Annotated in this window: 19 protein-coding genes; 10 read left to right on the top strand and 9 right to left on the bottom strand. The window is 40.4% G+C overall.

Translation table 11 applies throughout. From position 1 onward, the window contains the following. Positions 1–124: 124 nt before the first annotated feature. From KCG35_RS06160 to rppH, 5 genes are all read right to left on the bottom strand, one after another. On the bottom strand, positions 125–958 hold the full coding sequence (locus tag KCG35_RS06160) for a thymidylate synthase (RefSeq protein ID WP_215818802.1): 834 nt from the start codon (positions 956–958) through the stop codon (positions 125–127). A 2-nt stretch (positions 959–960) separates the two neighbouring features. Continuing rightward, positions 961–1,815, bottom strand: a complete 855-nt coding sequence (gene lgt, locus KCG35_RS06155; protein WP_215818801.1) for a prolipoprotein diacylglyceryl transferase — start codon at positions 1,813–1,815, stop codon at positions 961–963. Between the two features lie 81 nt (positions 1,816–1,896). Then, a complete protein-coding gene (locus KCG35_RS06150; RefSeq protein WP_215818800.1) occupies positions 1,897–2,700 on the bottom strand; it encodes a sulfite exporter TauE/SafE family protein in 804 nt (267 codons plus the stop codon). A 53-nt stretch (positions 2,701–2,753) separates the two neighbouring features. After that, the gene (gene ptsP / locus KCG35_RS06145) at positions 2,754–5,027 is read right to left on the bottom strand and encodes a phosphoenolpyruvate--protein phosphotransferase (protein ID WP_215818799.1); all 2,274 of its coding nucleotides are present in this window, start codon (positions 5,025–5,027) and stop codon (positions 2,754–2,756) included. Positions 5,028–5,132: 105 nt separating this feature from the next. After that, positions 5,133–5,657 carry an RNA pyrophosphohydrolase gene (rppH, locus tag KCG35_RS06140; RefSeq protein WP_215818798.1) on the bottom strand — a complete coding sequence of 175 codons (525 nt, stop codon included), beginning with the start codon at positions 5,655–5,657 and terminating at the stop codon, positions 5,133–5,135. Positions 5,658–6,485: 828 nt separating this feature from the next. Between rppH and napE the strand changes: the two genes are divergently transcribed. The 5 genes from napE to KCG35_RS06115 all read left to right on the top strand — a co-directional run bounded on the left by napE (position 6,486) and on the right by KCG35_RS06115 (position 10,554). Further along, positions 6,486–6,647 (top strand): periplasmic nitrate reductase, NapE protein, encoded by a 162-nt coding sequence (gene napE / locus KCG35_RS06135; protein WP_215818797.1) that lies wholly within the window; start codon positions 6,486–6,488, stop codon positions 6,645–6,647. An 82-nt stretch (positions 6,648–6,729) separates the two neighbouring features. After that, positions 6,730–7,008: a chaperone NapD gene (locus KCG35_RS06130; protein ID WP_215818796.1), complete on the top strand. Its 279-nt coding sequence runs from the start codon at positions 6,730–6,732 to the stop codon at positions 7,006–7,008. Further along, positions 6,995–9,490 (top strand): nitrate reductase catalytic subunit NapA, encoded by a 2,496-nt coding sequence (gene napA, locus KCG35_RS06125; protein ID WP_215818795.1) that lies wholly within the window; start codon positions 6,995–6,997, stop codon positions 9,488–9,490. Before KCG35_RS06130 ends, napA begins: the two co-directional genes overlap by 14 nt. A 17-nt stretch (positions 9,491–9,507) precedes the next feature. Beyond that, positions 9,508–9,957, top strand: a complete 450-nt coding sequence (locus KCG35_RS06120) for a nitrate reductase cytochrome c-type subunit (RefSeq protein WP_215818794.1) — start codon at positions 9,508–9,510, stop codon at positions 9,955–9,957. 9 nt (positions 9,958–9,966) lie between these two features. Continuing rightward, positions 9,967–10,554 (top strand): cytochrome c3 family protein, encoded by a 588-nt coding sequence (locus KCG35_RS06115; protein ID WP_309227307.1) that lies wholly within the window; start codon positions 9,967–9,969, stop codon positions 10,552–10,554. Between the two features lie 12 nt (positions 10,555–10,566). On the opposite strand, the gene mobA is transcribed toward KCG35_RS06115, so the two are convergent. After that, positions 10,567–11,130 carry a molybdenum cofactor guanylyltransferase gene (gene mobA, locus KCG35_RS06110; protein ID WP_215818793.1) on the bottom strand — a complete coding sequence of 188 codons (564 nt, stop codon included), beginning with the start codon at positions 11,128–11,130 and terminating at the stop codon, positions 10,567–10,569. A gap of 77 nt (positions 11,131–11,207) precedes the next feature. Here mobA and KCG35_RS06105 point away from each other — a divergent pair, with 77 nt between their 5' ends. Further along, entirely contained in the window at positions 11,208–11,858 is a 651-nt protein-coding gene (locus KCG35_RS06105) for a histidinol-phosphatase (RefSeq protein ID WP_215818792.1), read from the top strand. Between the two features lie 70 nt (positions 11,859–11,928). On the opposite strand, the gene KCG35_RS06100 is transcribed toward KCG35_RS06105, so the two are convergent. Beyond that, the gene (locus KCG35_RS06100) at positions 11,929–13,119 is read right to left on the bottom strand and encodes a class I SAM-dependent rRNA methyltransferase (RefSeq protein ID WP_215818791.1); all 1,191 of its coding nucleotides are present in this window, start codon (positions 13,117–13,119) and stop codon (positions 11,929–11,931) included. A 14-nt stretch (positions 13,120–13,133) separates the two neighbouring features. On the opposite strand from KCG35_RS06100, the gene KCG35_RS06095 reads away from it, so the two are divergent. Further along, a complete protein-coding gene (locus tag KCG35_RS06095; RefSeq protein ID WP_215818790.1) occupies positions 13,134–13,334 on the top strand; it encodes a hypothetical protein in 201 nt (66 codons plus the stop codon). Positions 13,335–13,485: 151 nt separating this feature from the next. Further along, positions 13,486–14,031: a glycine cleavage system transcriptional repressor gene (locus KCG35_RS06090; protein ID WP_215818789.1), complete on the top strand. Its 546-nt coding sequence runs from the start codon at positions 13,486–13,488 to the stop codon at positions 14,029–14,031. A 42-nt stretch (positions 14,032–14,073) separates the two neighbouring features. Here KCG35_RS06090 and KCG35_RS06085 read toward each other — a convergent pair whose 3' ends face one another. Both KCG35_RS06085 and KCG35_RS06080 read right to left on the bottom strand, forming a co-directional pair. Beyond that, positions 14,074–14,958 carry a TraB/GumN family protein gene (locus KCG35_RS06085; RefSeq protein ID WP_215818788.1) on the bottom strand — a complete coding sequence of 295 codons (885 nt, stop codon included), beginning with the start codon at positions 14,956–14,958 and terminating at the stop codon, positions 14,074–14,076. Between the two features lie 171 nt (positions 14,959–15,129). Further along, on the bottom strand, positions 15,130–15,585 hold the full coding sequence (locus KCG35_RS06080; protein ID WP_215818787.1) for a hypothetical protein: 456 nt from the start codon (positions 15,583–15,585) through the stop codon (positions 15,130–15,132). 935 nt (positions 15,586–16,520) lie between these two features. Between KCG35_RS06080 and KCG35_RS06075 the strand changes: the two genes are divergently transcribed. Further along, positions 16,521–16,772 (top strand): hypothetical protein, encoded by a 252-nt coding sequence (locus KCG35_RS06075; protein WP_215818786.1) that lies wholly within the window; start codon positions 16,521–16,523, stop codon positions 16,770–16,772. Between the two features lie 132 nt (positions 16,773–16,904). Beyond that, the gene (locus tag KCG35_RS06070; RefSeq protein ID WP_215818785.1) at positions 16,905–17,645 is read left to right on the top strand and encodes a L,D-transpeptidase family protein; all 741 of its coding nucleotides are present in this window, start codon (positions 16,905–16,907) and stop codon (positions 17,643–17,645) included. The last annotated feature ends 53 nt before the right edge of the window (positions 17,646–17,698 follow it).

Genomic DNA, 17,698 nt, shown 5'->3' with positions numbered 1-17,698 from the left:
CGATACCCATAGCATAGAGTAGATCATGTATAAAAAAGGGCACTTATAAACAATAAGTACCCTTCACAAGCACAGTATCAAACCATCAAAAAAAGCGAATCAGTTTCATGACTACACTTTTCTATTACACTGCAATTGGCGCCTTAATATGCGGGTGAAACTGGTACTTCTCTAATGAAAAGTCTTCAAACGTAAATGCAAATAAATCTTTAACATCTTGATTGATTCGCATTAAAGGTAACGGCAGAGGTTTTCGCTCCAACTGTGTTTTAGCTTGTTCCAAGTGATTAGCATATAAATGAGCATCACCTAGTGTATGAACAAACTCACCAGGTTGCAGATCACACACTTGTGCAATCATCATGGTTAATAACGCATAAGAAGCAATATTAAACGGTACACCCAGAAAGATATCAGCACTACGCTGATAAAGCTGGCACGACAGTTCCCCGTTGGCCACATAAAATTGAAACAAACAATGACAAGGAGGCAGTGCTTGCTTGCCCATTGCTGCATTGTCTTTCGGTGATAAAGAAGTATCAGGTAATACCGTAGGATTCCAAGCGCTTACCACCAGTCTACGGGAATCTGGATTGTTTTTAATATCATGGATAAGCTGACTAATCTGATCGACGACCTCTCCATTAGCACCTTCCCAGGAACGCCATTGCTGACCATATACAGGACCTAGCTCCCCTTCATCTGTCGCCCATTCATTCCAAATGGAAACACCATTTTCCTGTAAATAGCTGATATTGGTATCGCCTTTTAAAAACCATAACAGCTCATGAATAATTGACCGCAGGTGACATTTTTTGGTTGTTATCAGGGGAAAACCCTGTTGCAGATCAAACCGCATTTGATAGCCAAAAACACTGTAAGAGCCTGTACCCGTCCGATCATTTCTATAAACACCATGCTCATACACATGTTGCATAAGGGCTAAATACTGTTTCATCTTTATTTCACCTGTTCACTGGCTACCGACGCGTGATGTTGCATATACGACCGATCATCTGAGTTCATTCCATCCACCAACGCGCGACAGTGGTATGCATAAACAATAAAGGCAATACCCAGGATAATCATAGGCACTGTGAGTAACTGCCCCATCGTCAACCAATCAAATGCGATAAAACCCAAATGACTATCTGGCTCACGGAAAAACTCCACAGTAAAACGGGCTAATCCATAACCTAATAAGAAGAGACCTGAAACTGCCATACGGGGTCTCGGCTTACTTGAGTACCACCATAATGCGAGAAATAGTAAAACCCCTTCTAAGGCGCATTCATAAAGCATAGATGGATGACGAGGTAATGAACCACCTTGGGGAAAAATCATTGCCCAGGATACATCAGTCACTCGGCCATAGAGCTCCCCATTAATAAAGTTACCTACTCTCCCTGCAGCTAACCCTAACGGTACCATAGGTGCAATAAAATCTGTCATTTGGAAAAATGATTTATTGATTTTTTTACCATAAAAATACATCGCAATGAGTACACCAAGTAACCCACCATGAAATGACATCCCGCCATCCCATACCTTAAATACTTGTAATGGGTTCTCCAGCCAAGCATCAAAGTGGTAAAACAGCATAGAACCAATTCGACCACCTAAAATGACACCAAGTGCGATATAAAACAGTAGATCTGAAACCTGCTCCACCTGCCACAGACCATTTGAACGTTTGGCCCGATACGACATTAATGCCCAGCCCCCAGCAAAGCCAACTAAATACATCAAACCATACCAATGTACTTTTAAAGGGCCTAACTGTAGTGCTATAGGATCTATATCATGTACATACACAGCGTAATCCTTCTCCTCGTCGTGAAGAATAATGAGTCATCCAGGCATTATAACGCTCTTAGCAGCCTGCTTCGATGGCTATTATGTGAACAGCAAGAAATCAATACCCACCATAAACAAGACAGCCGCAAATGCCAGTTGCAGTTTATCTTCTGGTAATTGATGCGCAAACTTAGCACCGAGTTTTGCAAACCAGATACTTGTTGCATTGATGCCTAGTAACGCAGGCCAATAGACATAACCTGTTGACCACTCAGGTAAGCCTTTGTGTCCCCACCCATGCCAGCCATAACTTATCGCACCAACAGTCGCTAACGGAAAACTGCAAGTTGCCGCAATAGTTACAGCTTGCTGCATAGACACATTATGCCAACGTAATGCTGGAACAGTCAGGGTTCCACCACCAATACCAAAAATGGCAGAGATTGAACCGATCACTCCACCATAAGTGACCTGTCGTGAAAACCCTGGCAGCTGTCCAGCAACATGACCAACAGAACTCTTTGCTTTGCATATCATCATCTGAGCAGCCATGACCATAGCAAAGACTCCAAAAGATCTTATTAGCCACTCACCACCAATGAAGGTTGCAAGCCAGCCGCCCAACCCACTCCCCAACACAACACCCACCACTAACCCAACAAACTGTCGCCAAGACAGTAAACTTTGACGTAAATGGGCAATCATTGAACTTGATGCAGTAACAGCTATAGAAGCCAGTGAAGTACCAATGGCCAAGTGGGTTACAACTGCCGGGGAAATTTCTTGGAAGGAAAAACTGTATAAAAGCACTGGTACAATAATTAGCCCCCCTCCAATGCCAAATAAGCCAGCTAATATGCCCGCCAAGGCACCCAAAGTAAGATAAAAGCTTAGTAATAACATGTTTTTGTAGAAACTGGGTGAAAGGAGTAAAGCGTTGACGTTAAAGCGTTTTACTACGCTTTACTAGGTGTAATTATTTTTCCTAACCCTTTTTTACGTAAAGCCAGTTCAATAGTACTGCTAATCAAATGAGGGTTATCCATTTTCAACACAGACTGTAAAAGCTCTTTGGCCCAGCTAACTGAAATCTGCCGCAATAACCATTTAACTTTAGGCAAATTAGTTGCGTTCATTGACAGTACATCAAACCCCATAGCCACTAAAAGCAAAGAAGCGACAGGATCACCAGCCATTTCTCCACAAATACTTACGGGCTTGCCTACACGATGCGTATCTCTCACAACAGCTTGTAATGCTGTCAACACTGCAGGATGAAACGAGTGATAAAGTTCTGCTACACGAGGATTATTCCGATCAACTGCCAATAAATATTGGGTCAGGTCATTACTACCAATAGAGATAAAATCAACACGACGTGCCAACTCTGAAACCTGATACACAGCGGCTGGCACTTCAATCATCACGCCAATAGGGGGCAATACGACATTCCCTCCCTCATTGACTACTTCACCATAAGCACGATGAATGAGGTGTAAAGCATCATCCACTTCAGAAACACTGGATATCATAGGCAACATAATGCGTAAATTATTTAACCCAGCACTTGCCTTAAGCATGGCTCGAATTTGCACCAGAAAAATTTCAGGATGATCCAGTGTCACTCTGATGCCTCGCCACCCTAAGAATGGGTTATCCTCTTTAATTGGAAAATATGATAGTGATTTATCGCCACCAATATCTAACGTACGCATAGTGACAGGGTTAGGTGCGAAGGCTTCAAGCTGACTGCGGTAAATTTCCTGTTGCTCATTTTCACTGGGAAAGCGCTCGCGAATCATAAACGGTACTTCTGTCCGGTAAAGTCCGACGCCCTCTGCTCCCCGGTCAAGTGAACGCATAACATCCGTAATGAGCCCTGTATTAACCCACAGGGGAATACGGCAGTTATCCAGAGAGACACAAGGTAAATTTTTAAGCGACTCTAAACCCGCAATGAATAGCTTTTCTTCATCAACGACTTCTTGGTAATAAGCCCTTAACTCATCTGAAGGACTTAAATAAACCCGTCCAACATTACCATCAACAATTAGCTGTTTGCCATTTAGCTGGGTATAGGGTAAATCCAACGCACCCATAACAGTTGGGATTCCCATAGCCCGAGCCAGAATAGCTACATGAGAGTTCCCAGACCCCTGAACAGACACCAGCCCTACTAGTTTTTCCTTGGCAACTTCACCAAGCATGACAGGTGTTAACTCTTCACTTACCAAAATGGTTTGATCTGGATACTGGATATTTATCGTCTGTTGCTCTTGAAGATAGGCAAGTACTCGACGACCAAGATCCTTCACGTCAACTGCACGTTCCCGTAAATAAGGATCTTCCATCATTTCAAAGTTACGCACATGCTCATCAATAACACGTCGCAAGGCACCTTGTGCCCACTGACCTTGGCGGATTAAGTCACTGATTTCGGCACCTAACGCATTATCGTCCAACATACGTAGATAGACATCAAATAATGCCTGCTCTTCAGGACGAATATGATCAGCAAGCTTCGCTGAGGTCTTACGCAAATCATCTCTGACCGACTCAAGCGCATGTTGAAAATGAACTAGCTCAGCATCAATATCTTCACAGGTTTGATCTGGAACACCACTTAAGTAAGCAGGAGGTAAAACCGCCACGGCAACACCAATAGCCACTCCAGGTGCACCAGCCACACCATTAAAACGAGCAGCCTGTTTCAACTCCCCGATTTGAGAGTAACTATCCTGCTTAATGGCCCCTGTGGCTTCTGCATGGGCAATAACACCCGCTAATTGGGCAGACATAGTGACTAAGAAAGACTCTTCACTTTCTTCAAAACATCTACGTTCACGTTGCTGAACAACCAATACGCCTAAAATTTTTCGGTGGTGAATAATCGGTACGCCTAAAAAGGCATGGAAAGGTGCTTCTCCCGTTTCTTCCAGATAACGGTATTTGGGATGAGAAGGAGCATCTTCAAGGTTAATGGGTTCTTCACGCAAACCAACTTGGCCCACAAGCCCTTCAGAGCGCCCAAGCCGAATGCCTATTGCTGACTTTTTCAGCCCTTCTGTCGCTCGCAAGGTATATTCATTGGTATCTTGATCAAACAAGTAAACCGAACAGACCTCCGTATTCATTGCTTTACGGACTTCAGCCACAATAATTGCCAACGCAGACTGCAAATCATGCGCTGCATTTACATCCTGAACAATCCTCCGCAATGTATTGAGCATCGTGTGTCAAATCCAGTTCATAATCAATGATGCCACAAACCCAGATGGCACTTAAGATTTACATTGTTCTTCCACTTCACTGAATGCAGTGAACGTTTACTTGTATCACTCCTGGCTAACGCGGTAAAGTCGAGATGCCAGCTCTTTCATAGCTCGCCGGTACACTTCGCGCTTAAAGGTAATCACCTGTCCTAGAGGATACCAGTAACTCACCCAGCGCCATGCATCAAACTCTGGACTTTCCCCTTGCGTGACACACACTTTACTATCATCCACTAACAGCCTAAGTAAGTACCATTTTTGTTTCTGACCAACACAAATAGGTATCGTATTATAGCGCACTAGACGTTTTGGTAGCCGATACCGCAACCAACCTCGTGTGCAACCAATAATCCCTACATCCTCAGGCAACAAGCCTATCTCTTCATGTAGCTCACGATACATTGCTTGTTCAGGGGACTCTTCTGGGTTAATTCCACCTTGAGGAAATTGCCAAGCATCCTGCCCTCGCCGTTGAGCCCATAATACTTGTGCATCATTATTAATGAGGATAATCCCCACATTAGGCCTGAAACCATCAGGATCTATACCGCCTACGCCACATTGATTTTCGGGACGGCTCTCTACCATAGCCTGCATCGCAATATCGTGTTTTTATCATCTGAGTCATTGTTCCACAAACCACTACCCTAGAGCAATTCTAATCAGGGCTTCAGCCCCTCAGTGATTGGTGCCTCTACACTAAGCATAACAAAAAGTTTTTCTACAGCTTTAAACATCTCTTCAACAATACGCTATACCAAGCAACAAACTAACGTACATATAAAACAATTGTTTTAGTAAGAGTAGTTATTCCGTATGATTATTACATTTCTTTGTATCAGGCTTTTCCTACTGAAATTTGTTAATTTTTATCCCACAGCTTAAAACAAGTATCACTGCATACATTATAAGCAGCAAGCATAGCCTAACTTATACACCACTATCTTCATGATGGTTAAAGGCAACGAAACGATAAAATAACATAATTTTAGAAAAAACGATCAACTATACCCAAAACGAAGGGTTTTTAGGGGCAGCCGTCAAGTGATGAAGCCCCCGGAGCTTATATTAATAAATGACTGGGGTGAAGAGTGCCGACAACAAACCCTAAAAATGATTCGTGAAGGGTATATGTATCTTTTTAAATTTTTTGCTGGTAACAGGACATAGAAATTCCACAAAAAGTACATACCTATTAATAGGTAATATTTATTCTTTGTAGCGTTTTAATGTCATTATTTTTTTAAAGCCTAACAATCTATTAAAAAAATTTCTATAAATCAAAAGGCAACTTTATTCTTTCACATATAGTCTTAACAGTACCTTATCTATATTTCCGATACCAACAACTAATTTTTATCACGTCCAAGGCTTACCACACGACAATAAATTTCACTTTAATAATTGGAGCGCCTTATGACAGACAATATCAAAAAACAAAAACATGAAGAGCTCCTTCTTTTTTTGTTTTTGACTGTTGTGCTTGCACCATTATTATCTATCATTTTTGTGGGTGGCTTTGGCTTTATTATTTGGATAAGCCAGATATTAACAGGCCCACCAGGCCCTCCTAGTTAACACTCCCTCTATGATTTACGCACTCCTAACAACAAATAATAGTCAAGAGCTTGTTTTCCATAAAAAATAATGGAATGACTCCATGCCAAATAATACCAGTTTATTACCGCACATTAGCAGCATCATTATTTACTGTCTTCCAGAAAAGAATAAACAAGTCATCCCTACGCTTCAGTCACAAACAGGCACAGAAGTCTATGGCACTGATGGAAAAGGTAAAATTATTGCCCTTATAGAATCGCCAGACTATTCAAGTTTAATGAATAGTCTAAAAACACTCAGCCATTTACCTTATGTAATTTCCTGCCAATTAGTTTTTCATTACGCAGCTGACGAAGAGGTTGTCCATGAGTTTTTCTAGAAGAGCCTTCATTAAAGCACAAGCAGCCTTTGCTGCTGCTACTGCTGCAGGGCTGCCTATTACAGCAGAAACCAGCAACATTATTACCTCTGCTGAAAAAACCTCTTTGCATTGGAATAAAGCAGCATGCCGTTTTTGTGGTACAGGATGCAGCGTTCATGTTGCGACAAAAGATGGACGAGTAGTAGCGACACATGGTGATATCAAAAGCGAAGTCAACCGTGGGTTAAATTGTGTCAAAGGGTATTTTCTTTCTAAAATTTTATATGGTGAAGACCGCCTAACCCAACCCTTGTTACGTATGAGTAACGGAAAATACGATAAAAACGGTGAGTTCACGCCTGTGTCTTGGGAACAAGCATTTACCGTGATGGCCGATAAATTCAAACAAGCACTCAAGAATAAAGGACCGACTTCTGTTGGTATGTTTGGTTCTGGTCAATGGACTGTTTGGGAAGGATATGCTGCAGTCAAGCTCATGAAAGCTGGTTTTCGCTCCAATAATATTGAACCCAATGCTCGTCATTGTATGGCAAGTGCTGTAGCTGGTTTTATGCGGACATTTGGGATTGATGAACCTATGGGGTGTTATGATGATCTTGAACATGCTGATGCATTTGTCCTTTGGGGATCCAATATGGCAGAAATGCACCCCATTCTTTGGACTCGGCTCACTGATCGACGACTTAGTTATCCCCATGTAAAAGTCGCTGTATTATCAACCTATGAACATCGCTGTTTTGAGTTAGCTGATATTCCCGTTATTTTCACGCCCCAAACAGACTTAGCTATTCTCAATTTTATTGCACATTATATTATTAGTAATGATAAAATAAACCATAATTTTGTGAATAAACATGTTAATTTTCGCTTAGGTAATCAGGATATTGGCTATGGACTTCGACCTGAGCACCCGCTACAAAAAAATGCGGAATTTGCTGATAATCCTGGAGGTTCAAAACCCATTACCATTGACGAATATGCTGATTTTGTTAGTAAATATACAGCCGATTATGTTTCCAAGTTATCAGGGGTATCTGTTGATAAACTAAACCAACTTGCCGAGCTTTATGCAGACCCCAAAATAAAAGTCACCTCATTTTGGACGATGGGCTTTAATCAGCACACTCGAGGCGTATGGTGTAATAACCTTATTTATAATATTCACTTATTAACAGGAAAAATTTCTTCACCCGGTAATAGTCCCTTTTCACTGACAGGACAACCATCCGCTTGTGGTACTGCCCGTGAAGTCGGAACATTTTGTCATCGACTACCCGCCGACATGGTTGTAAAAAACCCTGAACATAGAGCAACTGCAGAAAAAATATGGAGTATTCCCAATAACATTATTCCAGAAAAGCCAGGGTTTCATGCTGTTGAACATAACAGAATGCTAAAAGATAGTGTTATAAATGCTTATTGGATTCAAGTAAATAATAATCTTCAAGCAGCAGCAAATCTTAACCAAGAAGGTTATCCTGGTTATCGAAATCCTGACAATTTTATTGTTGTGTCCGACGCCTATCCCACTGTTACAGCCCAAGCGGCTGATTTAATTTTACCAACCGCGATGTGGATAGAAAAAGAAGGTGCCTATGGAAATGCCGAACGACGTACCCAGTTTTGGCATCAACTCGTTAAAGCGCCAGACGATGCTAAATCCGACTTATGGCAACTTGTCGAGTTTTCGAAGTACTTTACTACTGATGAAGTATGGCCAGCGGATATCTTAGACAAAAATCCTAATTTTAAAAATAAAACGTTATTTGATGTATTATTTAAAAATGGTCATGTGGATCAATATTCATTAAAAGATATAGCCGAAGGCTATGATAATGATGAATCTCAAGCATTTGGTTTTTACCTCCAAAAAGGACTTTTTGAAGAATATGCAACCTTTGGTCGAGGCCATGGACATGATTTAGCAAGCTTTGAAGCTTACCATGAAACACGAGGTTTACGATGGCCTGTGGTTGATGGTAAAGAAACCAAATGGCGTTACCGAGAGGGTTTTGACCCTTATGTTAAACCAGGACAAGATATTTATTTTTATGGTAAGCCTGATGGTAGAGCCATCATTTTTGCTTTGCCCTATGAACCTCCTGCTGAATCACCCGATAACGAATATGATTTATGGCTTTGCACTGGGCGTGTACTGGAACACTGGCATTCAGGTTCAATGACCCAACGTGTGCCTGAACTTTTTATGGCATTTCCTGATGCCGTCGTGTACATGCATCCCGAAGATGCACGATCACGGAGTTTACGACGAGGTGACGCCGTTAAAGTGGTTTCACGCCGAGGAGCCATCCAATCACGGATAGAAACAAGGGGGAGAAATAAACCACCTAAAGGTTTGGTTTTTGTTCCCTGGTTCGATGCCAGTCAGTTAATTAACAAAGTTACACTCGATGCCACTGATCCTATATCCAAACAAACGGATTTCAAAAAGTGTGCAGTTAAAGTTGTCAAAGTATAGGCTAAGGGTGGTTAACCATGAATAAAATTAGACTACTTTTTCCAGCACTACTATTAATCGCAATTGTTGTTTTTGCCGAAGAAAACATTACGACACTGCGTCCTAATCAAGCAATTACTGAAGAAGCAGAGCCACCCTCTATGGCAAACGTGTTAAACACAGACATTCGAAAAGAACGCAACTACCCCATGCAACCCCCTATTATTCCCCATAAAATTCGTAATTATCAGGTGGACTTAAATACCAATAAGTGTATGTCATGCCACAGTAGAGAACGTACGCAAGAATCACAAGCACCCATGGTTAGCGTTACTCATTTTATGGACAGAGATGGGAATTTTAGGGCGGAAATATCACCACGACGCTATTTTTGCCAACAATGCCATGTCACGCAATCAGACTCAACGCCTATGGTTAAAAACCAGTTTAAAGATATGTATGAAGTAATTGAAACCAATAAAAATTAAGGCATCATTGTGTGGAATAACATTAAACACTACTGGAAACTCTTATGGCATCCTAGTATTCATTTTAGCCTGGGTTTTCTGACTATAGGTGGATTTATTGCTGGTATTATTTTTTGGGGAGGCTTTAATACTGCCATGGAGTTTACCAATACTGAAACGTTTTGTATCAGTTGCCATGAAATGCGTGATAATGTTTATAATGAACTACAACATACTATACATTTTACCAATCGATCTGGTGTTCGAGCAAAGTGCTCAGACTGTCACGTGCCACATAACTGGACTGATAAAATTGCACGAAAAATGCAAGCATCAAAAGAAGTTTGGGGTAAATTATTTGGCACAATTAACACCCGCGAGAAGTTTTTAAATAAACGTAGGGAGCTAGCAGAACATGAATGGGCCAGACTAAAAGCAAACGACTCATTAGAATGTAGAAATTGTCATAACTTTGATTATATGGACTTTACTGCCCAAAGCCAACGTGCTGCACAGCAACATTCAACAGCACTCGCAAGTGGTGAAAAAACCTGTATTGATTGCCATAAAGGTATCGCTCACGAACTGCCTGATATGTCAGGGGTGGAAGGTTGGTAACTACGTTTTTCTTCAATTCAATTGCTGACAAATAAATGCAAATTCTTCTGGCGTATTACAGTTAAAAAAATACTCTTCATTTAACTCTGGCAACTGAATACATTGAAATTCCATTAACATGGATTTTATTGATGCAGATTTTAAGCCTTGCATAGCATCGTTTAAATAATCTACAACTTCTTTAGTCAAAGACAATAACAGAGGTAAGGGATAACCTAAGTATACGACAGGTACATTATTTGGATTATTCGTTATCAACAGTTTACTCAGAACTTCTGGCTTAAGCAACGGCATATCGACAGGTATAACTAATAACCGCTTTCCTGGGTAACGCTTAGCAATAGCAAGAATTCCACCTAGCGGACCTCTTTTTGGATAGATGTCCGATACACCCTGCTTACCACTGACAATTACCTCAGTCAGTGGCAGTGATGCCATTAGATTCTCCGCATGTGCCAGTAAATTTTTCCCACTTGGTAATACTAATTGCGCTTTATCCTGTTTCATTCGCGAGGATAAACCTCCCGCTAAAATAACCCCAATGGTTTCAGGATTCCCATCCACCCCTTCAAACATTGACTGACTCCCTCACATTTCTTAAACAAATGACTATAATGGCCTGCTAAGTTGTTTCCATAAAGTAGGTGAATATTGTGGCATTAGCACTTTTTGATCTTGACCATACCTTAATCAATGGCGATAGCGACCTGGCCTGGGGCGAGTTCATGGTAGAACAAGGCATAGCCGACGCTAGCTTTCTGGATGCTCATGAAGCCTACTTCGATCAGTACGTACAAGGTACCCTGGATATTGATGAGTTTTTAAATTTTGCACTTGAACCATTAGGCAAACATCCCAGACAAGCGCTGGATAACTGGCACCAACGCTTTATGCAACAAAAAATTGAGCCTATGTTTCAACCCAAAGCTGAAGAATTACTCAACTATCATCGGCAACGAGGTGATGTCTTGGTGATTATTACTGCTACCAATGCCTTTGTCACTACACCTATTGCCCAACGACTCAATGTGGACCAACTCATTGCTACCACACCTGAAGAAGTCAACAACGAATATACAGGGAAGCCTTTTGGTATACCGTGCTTTCAGGCAGGTAAAGTTAAGCGTTTACATGCTTGGCTGGAACAAACCCATCACAGCTTGGCAGGCAGCTTCTTCTACAGCGATTCCCACAATGATTTGCCATTACTGGAATCTGTAGAGAATCCGGTTGTCGTTGACCCTGACCAACAGCTTAACCAAATAGCCGAACAACGAGGCTGGCCTGTTATCTCGCTGCGTTAAAACAGTTAAGCAGCGTTACTCCCACTGGCACACTCATACTTTGCCAGTGGGTATACCTTAAAAAAGCAGCTTAATATACGATGCGCGCAAGAAATGCTTTGAGATAGTCAGTCTCAGGTATAGCAGGTAGCACAGGATGGTCAGGCCCTTGATGTCCTTGTTCTAATATCTGTAAGTGACGATCTAAGTGGCGGCTACTTTGACGTAACGTATCCAATAATGTTTCCCGTTTTAGATGCATTGAGCAAGATGCTGACACCAAAATTCCATCCCGAGTTAACAAGCGCATGGCGAGCTCATTAATTCTTCGATAGGCTTGTTCACCTGCGGCTTGATCTTTACGACGCTTTATAAATGCAGGAGGATCAATAATAATCACATCAAACTTTTCTTCTTCGTCCCGCAAATCCCGCAACGCATTAAACGCATCCGCTTTAATGGTATTAACGCGACTGTTTACATTATTCAGTGCCGCATTTTCTCTGACAAAATGTAACGCATGCTCTGATGCATCAATACACAGGGTTTCACTCGCACCTGCAACTGCAGTTTGAATTCCCCAACCACCAACATAACTGAATACATCCAGTACACGCTTATCTTTTACATAATTAAGTACACGCTGACGATTCATCCGGTGATCATAAAACCAACCAGTTTTCTGCCCATCAATAACTGGAGCCATAAAATAAGCATTATTTTCTATCAACTTAACCTGATTAGGCACATCACCGGCACCAATTTCAGTATACTCATCTAACCCTTCTATTTGACGTACTTGTGAATCATTTTTGAACAGAATACCTTTAGGGTTAATCACCTGCTGTAATGCTGCAATGATATCTTCTTTTATTGCTTCCATTCCCGCTGTTGCAATTTGCACAACAGCCACATCATCAAAGCGGTCAACGACTAATCCAGGAAGATTATCACTATCGCCAAACGCTAACCGATAAAAAGGCTTATCGAACATTCGATCTCGCAAAGACATCGCAACATTCAAACGGTGAACTAACAGCGACTTATCCAGCTTGTATTGCACATCTCGACTAACAAGTCTCCCGCAGATCAGCGTGTTTGGATTGATATAAGCAATACCTAAGGGTTTTCCTGCTGCATTTTCCACCACGACCTGTTCGCCTGGCTGAAACTGCCCTAAAGGAGTTATTTTTGTATCCACTTCATTGCTGAATATCCATATATGACCGGCGCGTAACCGTCGATCAGCTTTTGCCTTTAAACGAACCAAACCTAGGGACATACAGTTGATCTCTTTTGTGTATTAATGCAGTTGGCAACTCTGGTGATAACGTACACCTATTACGAAAACAGCTAACAATCACTATCACCTACCATCTTACGCCTTGTGGTGCACTTTCTGTAACAGAAGTGACTGTCATCAAACGTCAATGTCAACGACATAAGTGTTATAAAAACACAAACCTAGCGCAAGATTTTTTGTCATTTGCTGAATAGTAACCAAAGATAATAACAAAACTGTTGCTGTAATTGAAAAGCTAAGATAAGTTGTGATTATTTAATACTCAACAAATAGTGTATTTTGGTAAGTTTACCCATTATCAAGGGTATAGATGGATTAGCAAACCATGTTATAAGGAGAAACACCATGGCTGAAGTGGTTATTACACTACTAGCTCCTGATCGCCCAGGTATTATTGAAACAATTTCTCAAGTTATAGCAGCTCACGAAGGTAATTGGTTAGATAGTAAACTATCGCTCTTTAATGGTCAGTTTGCAGGCATAGCACATATTTATGTACCCAATAAGTTCCTCCCCTCACTGACTGAGCAGTTTAACCAATTAACAGCTCAAAAAATTGCTATTCACCATGCAGTAATCGACCAAGCAAACACCTCCGTTCAAAAAGCCAGCGCCGAACAAGAAAAAACTTATACACTACACTTGCTGGGTAATGACCGACCAGGTATTGTCAGAGATATCACCAAAATTTTGCTTGAGTTTAAGATAAACATTACTGACATACAGACAGAACACACTTCTGCGCCAATGTCTAACGATGCAATATTCAAAGCATCTGCAGTATTACGAGTTCCTCAAAGCGCCAATATTGATCTTATAAAGTCCAACTTAGAAAAGCTTGCGAATGAACTCATTGTTGATGTAACACTAGATAATGAAAGTGAATCATAATTTTTATGATTCACTATTAATTTTAGAAATACTAAGAACCTATTATAATCGCTCAACTTGCATACCCATTGATGCTAATTCAGTCAGTACACTTTGATCACCAATTAAATGTCCACTACCAATGACAATAAAATAGTGTTTTGGCTCTTTTAAGAGTGTGCTAATTTTTTTTGCCATTTTTCTATTACGCTGCCAGATAAATCGTTCAAAATAGGGTTTAGCCTTAGGCTCTGATAATAAAGGCTCTTTAATTAACAATAGTTCCAGTTGCTTATCATCACCTTTTTTCCAGCTATCTACTAAGGCTGCCAACGCGCTATCCATTGTTTCAATACTGCGTAGTGTTTCACTCACTAAAGCATCTGCATCATCAAGCTCTAAAAACAGGCGTAACTGTTCAACAAACGTTTCTAAACCTACTATTTCCTTGTTACCTTGTGCACGTTGCATAAAGTGCCTGTCGATACCATCTTTGGCCTTATATCCCAGTTTTTGTATATACCTGGACATTATCTGCATCATTAACCAGCCTGGACTGGTATGCTCAACAGAGGCCAATGGTACATTTTCTTGTTGTAAATACTGTTTCAGCTTACTATAAACAGCAGCATCAAGATGATCTTCTATTGTCTCTCCTTTAGGCAAGCGCGTTTCCTTTGCTAATATCTTAGCGATTTTTTTGCTATCCAACGCTTCTGCATCAAGTTCTCCAACCAACACATCTGACTTTTCAAAAGCAGCCATGATCTCTTTACGTAATGGATAGAATGATTTATCAGCAAAATGAATCGTTCCCAAAACATGAGCTGACCCTACAGAGCTTGTGACCCGCCAAAATAACCCCTTATCTTCAGCAGACCAGAGAAAACCTGAACTAACTAGCAATAATGCAGACAGTCCCACCTTTAAGGTATGTGAAAATCTCATAGAACACCTACACACTACATATAATGACTAATGTTACTGACTATCCTTACCTGATGCGAATTGCCTATTTCCTTTTTAAAGCGGCGAAACTGTCTTATATATACCCAAAGCCTTGCATATACGCACAGCGAAGGGTACAACTAAAAAGAACTCGAAGTTATAAAGTGTCCATCACTTTGATAAATACTCAGGTTTAACTTCAACTAAAGATGCCAGTACTTGATCTATTGTCCAGTTATTAGTGACCCAAATAACTAAAGCACTGCTAACAATAGCCTTCTCCCATGCTGGCAATTTTGTTAACTTCTGCTGTTGATAATGTTCAATAATTAGAATAACGGGTAAAAATCCTGCGTATTTTTGCTCACACTTACGATTAGTGCCTTCTAACTGTGCAATTGAACAACCAAAATACAGCACAAACTGCCAAGGTCCAATGGTTTGCAAATATGGAGCACCAGTTCCTCCGACAGCAGACCACACATTCTCAGCTTGAGCCTCGGTTAAAATAGTATGAGCAGGCATAGGCCGGCTCTGCCACACAGACATACCATAAAAATACAGCAAGTAAGGTAACATCAGGGTAGCTATTAAGAAAAGCAACACCAAACGCTTGAGTAACTTCACTTTATCTCGACCCTTAGCGATTGTGATTTAAGGGGTATTTTCAGGGGAAGCTGTCAGTGATGAAGTCCCAGGAGCTTATATTAAAGTGACTGGGGTGGCAGTTAAATGCTCCTGCATAAACTGCATTCACACCATCCTTGGTGTTCAAGAACGCTGACAACAACCTCTAAAATTGATTCGTGTAGGGTACAAACTACTTTTTGAATATTAATGGCCACACGTCCTGTATTGACACCCTATAAAAACAATCGTTATGGCAATAATATTTACTCTGTTATACAGCAAAGTCTTACAGCAATCATATACATAACTTTACACAACTAAAACGATATTTCGTAGTTTACATTTAAAGTTTTAGTGAAATAATCAATACATTACAAGCCTGCCTCTTGGCCGTCTAGCGCCAAATCGGCTAATCAAACTATTTGATTAGCCGGGTTTCTTTTTATTTCACCTTTTTAGTTTTCACCTTTTTAGTTTTCACCAAGAAATAATATAACCAGTCTTATTTATTATTAAGCAAACATTCACGTTTTATACTATTCATGAAGGATATAGTACACAACATAACCAACAAATAATGTGCAATCCACATAAACTCTTTAAAAACATAAAGTTACAACTATCACTCCTCTGGGAACTTTTATTTTGATTGTTAGCCTTAGTACCTATGTTAAATAATAAATAACGTGAACTAAGTTGAACTCGTATTTCTGGTAATCCTAAAATTCATAAACAACTTGACTTATACTTATGATAAATGCCTTTTTTTATTCTCGATAGAGGAGTTTTTTAATTCCTCATGAATAATTTTTTTACTACACGCGGTAACCAAAATTAAGGCTCTCAGTATGAAGAGCGGTGATAACTAATCCAAAAAAGTCATTTGGAAGAAGTATATGTATATTGATAAACACTCAAAGCCAGTACATTACATGAATAGCAGATACCCTATTCTCAATTATCCTACTAGTGCAAATGATGATGTTTTACTTATGCATGAGATCACTGACAGTGAACGTTCTCTGTTAGATGCTATGAACCAAGCTGTACATTTATTACCCAAAGATGCTTCCCTACAACAATGCCATGATGCAGTAACACGAGTAGGTTATTGCCATGGACTGTCACGCTTACAAGCCATCGCATTTTGGACAAGAACCCAATTTTTTATTTTTGAACCGTGATACAAATCACAAAAATACATTACACTTATTAAGAGAACTGGTTAAAAATTCTCCTGCGGCAAATGGGATGTGATTTATTCACCACTGTTATTATTTGCCCGCTATAAAATATTTTTTGCGAAGGTAAGTGTAATGATAAAAGGCATTTTGGCGATTTTTTTAGCCTTAGCCATGTTGCTACCAATGGGTTATCGTTACGGAAGGAGTCTCTGGTATCCCTTTTATGTCAAAGTGGTTGGACAACGCACAGTTGAAGACGTCATCCATAAGTATGGGTACAAAGCGCAGTCGCGTCTTAAGCCATACTTCACTTCAGCAGGGCTTAATTTTCCTCCCCAAGAAATCAGCCTACTCACGATTAAAGATCAACTTCAAATGGAGCTCTGGGCTAAACAAGACAATAACTGGCACTATGTCAGAACATATCCCCTATTAGCCAATAGTGGCACTAAAGGTCCAAAGCTCAAGCAGGGTGATAAACAAATCCCAGAAGGGTTATATAAAATAACGCTTTTAAACCCAAATAGCCGTTTTCATTTATCAATGAAACTCAATTACCCTAATAGATTTGATCAGCAGCAGGCTGTAACTGATGGTCGAACTCGACTGGGTGGTGATATTTTTATTCATGGTAAAGATGTATCTATAGGTTGTTTAGCCATTGGTGACCAAGCCATAGAAGAGTTATTTACCTTGGTACATAACATTGGTAAGCAGCAGGTAAGTGTCGTGATTGCACCATCTGACCCACGATTACAAGCGTTAAAACCTCCAATAACTTCACCAAGATGGACCAACCATCTTTATCATAAAATTGCCAACGCATTTACGGACTACCATCACCCCGTAGTTTCAGCTAATCACTATCCTTGATCTTTCATATTAAACATCCCCCATAAAAAAACCGCCCTAAGGCGGTTTTTTTA

The organism is Zooshikella harenae, assembly GCF_018837975.1.
In the GTDB taxonomy this organism is placed as follows: domain Bacteria; phylum Pseudomonadota; class Gammaproteobacteria; order Pseudomonadales; family Zooshikellaceae; genus Zooshikella; species Zooshikella harenae.
The sequence above is the reverse complement of the archived record's forward strand: the minus strand, read 5'-3'. Positions and strand labels throughout refer to the sequence as shown.

Coding starts and splice junctions, on each gene's coding strand:
- KCG35_RS06160 (WP_215818802.1), bottom strand. CDS start 958: ATGAAACAGTATTTAGCCCTTATGCAACATGTGTATGAGCATGGTGTT.
- KCG35_RS06150 (WP_215818800.1), bottom strand. CDS start 2,700: ATGTTATTACTAAGCTTTTATCTTACTTTGGGTGCCTTGGCGGGCATA.
- ptsP (WP_215818799.1), bottom strand. CDS start 5,027: ATGCTCAATACATTGCGGAGGATTGTTCAGGATGTAAATGCAGCGCAT.
- rppH (WP_215818798.1), bottom strand. CDS start 5,657: ATGGTAGAGAGCCGTCCCGAAAATCAATGTGGCGTAGGCGGTATAGAT.
- napE (WP_215818797.1), top strand. CDS start 6,486: ATGACAGACAATATCAAAAAACAAAAACATGAAGAGCTCCTTCTTTTT.
- KCG35_RS06130 (WP_215818796.1), top strand. CDS start 6,730: ATGCCAAATAATACCAGTTTATTACCGCACATTAGCAGCATCATTATT.
- napA (WP_215818795.1), top strand. CDS start 6,995: ATGAGTTTTTCTAGAAGAGCCTTCATTAAAGCACAAGCAGCCTTTGCT.
- KCG35_RS06120 (WP_215818794.1), top strand. CDS start 9,508: ATGAATAAAATTAGACTACTTTTTCCAGCACTACTATTAATCGCAATT.
- mobA (WP_215818793.1), bottom strand. CDS start 11,130: ATGTTTGAAGGGGTGGATGGGAATCCTGAAACCATTGGGGTTATTTTA.
- KCG35_RS06100 (WP_215818791.1), bottom strand. CDS start 13,119: ATGTCCCTAGGTTTGGTTCGTTTAAAGGCAAAAGCTGATCGACGGTTA.
- KCG35_RS06090 (WP_215818789.1), top strand. CDS start 13,486: ATGGCTGAAGTGGTTATTACACTACTAGCTCCTGATCGCCCAGGTATT.
- KCG35_RS06085 (WP_215818788.1), bottom strand. CDS start 14,958: ATGAGATTTTCACATACCTTAAAGGTGGGACTGTCTGCATTATTGCTA.
- KCG35_RS06075 (WP_215818786.1), top strand. CDS start 16,521: ATGAATAGCAGATACCCTATTCTCAATTATCCTACTAGTGCAAATGAT.
- KCG35_RS06070 (WP_215818785.1), top strand. CDS start 16,905: ATGATAAAAGGCATTTTGGCGATTTTTTTAGCCTTAGCCATGTTGCTA.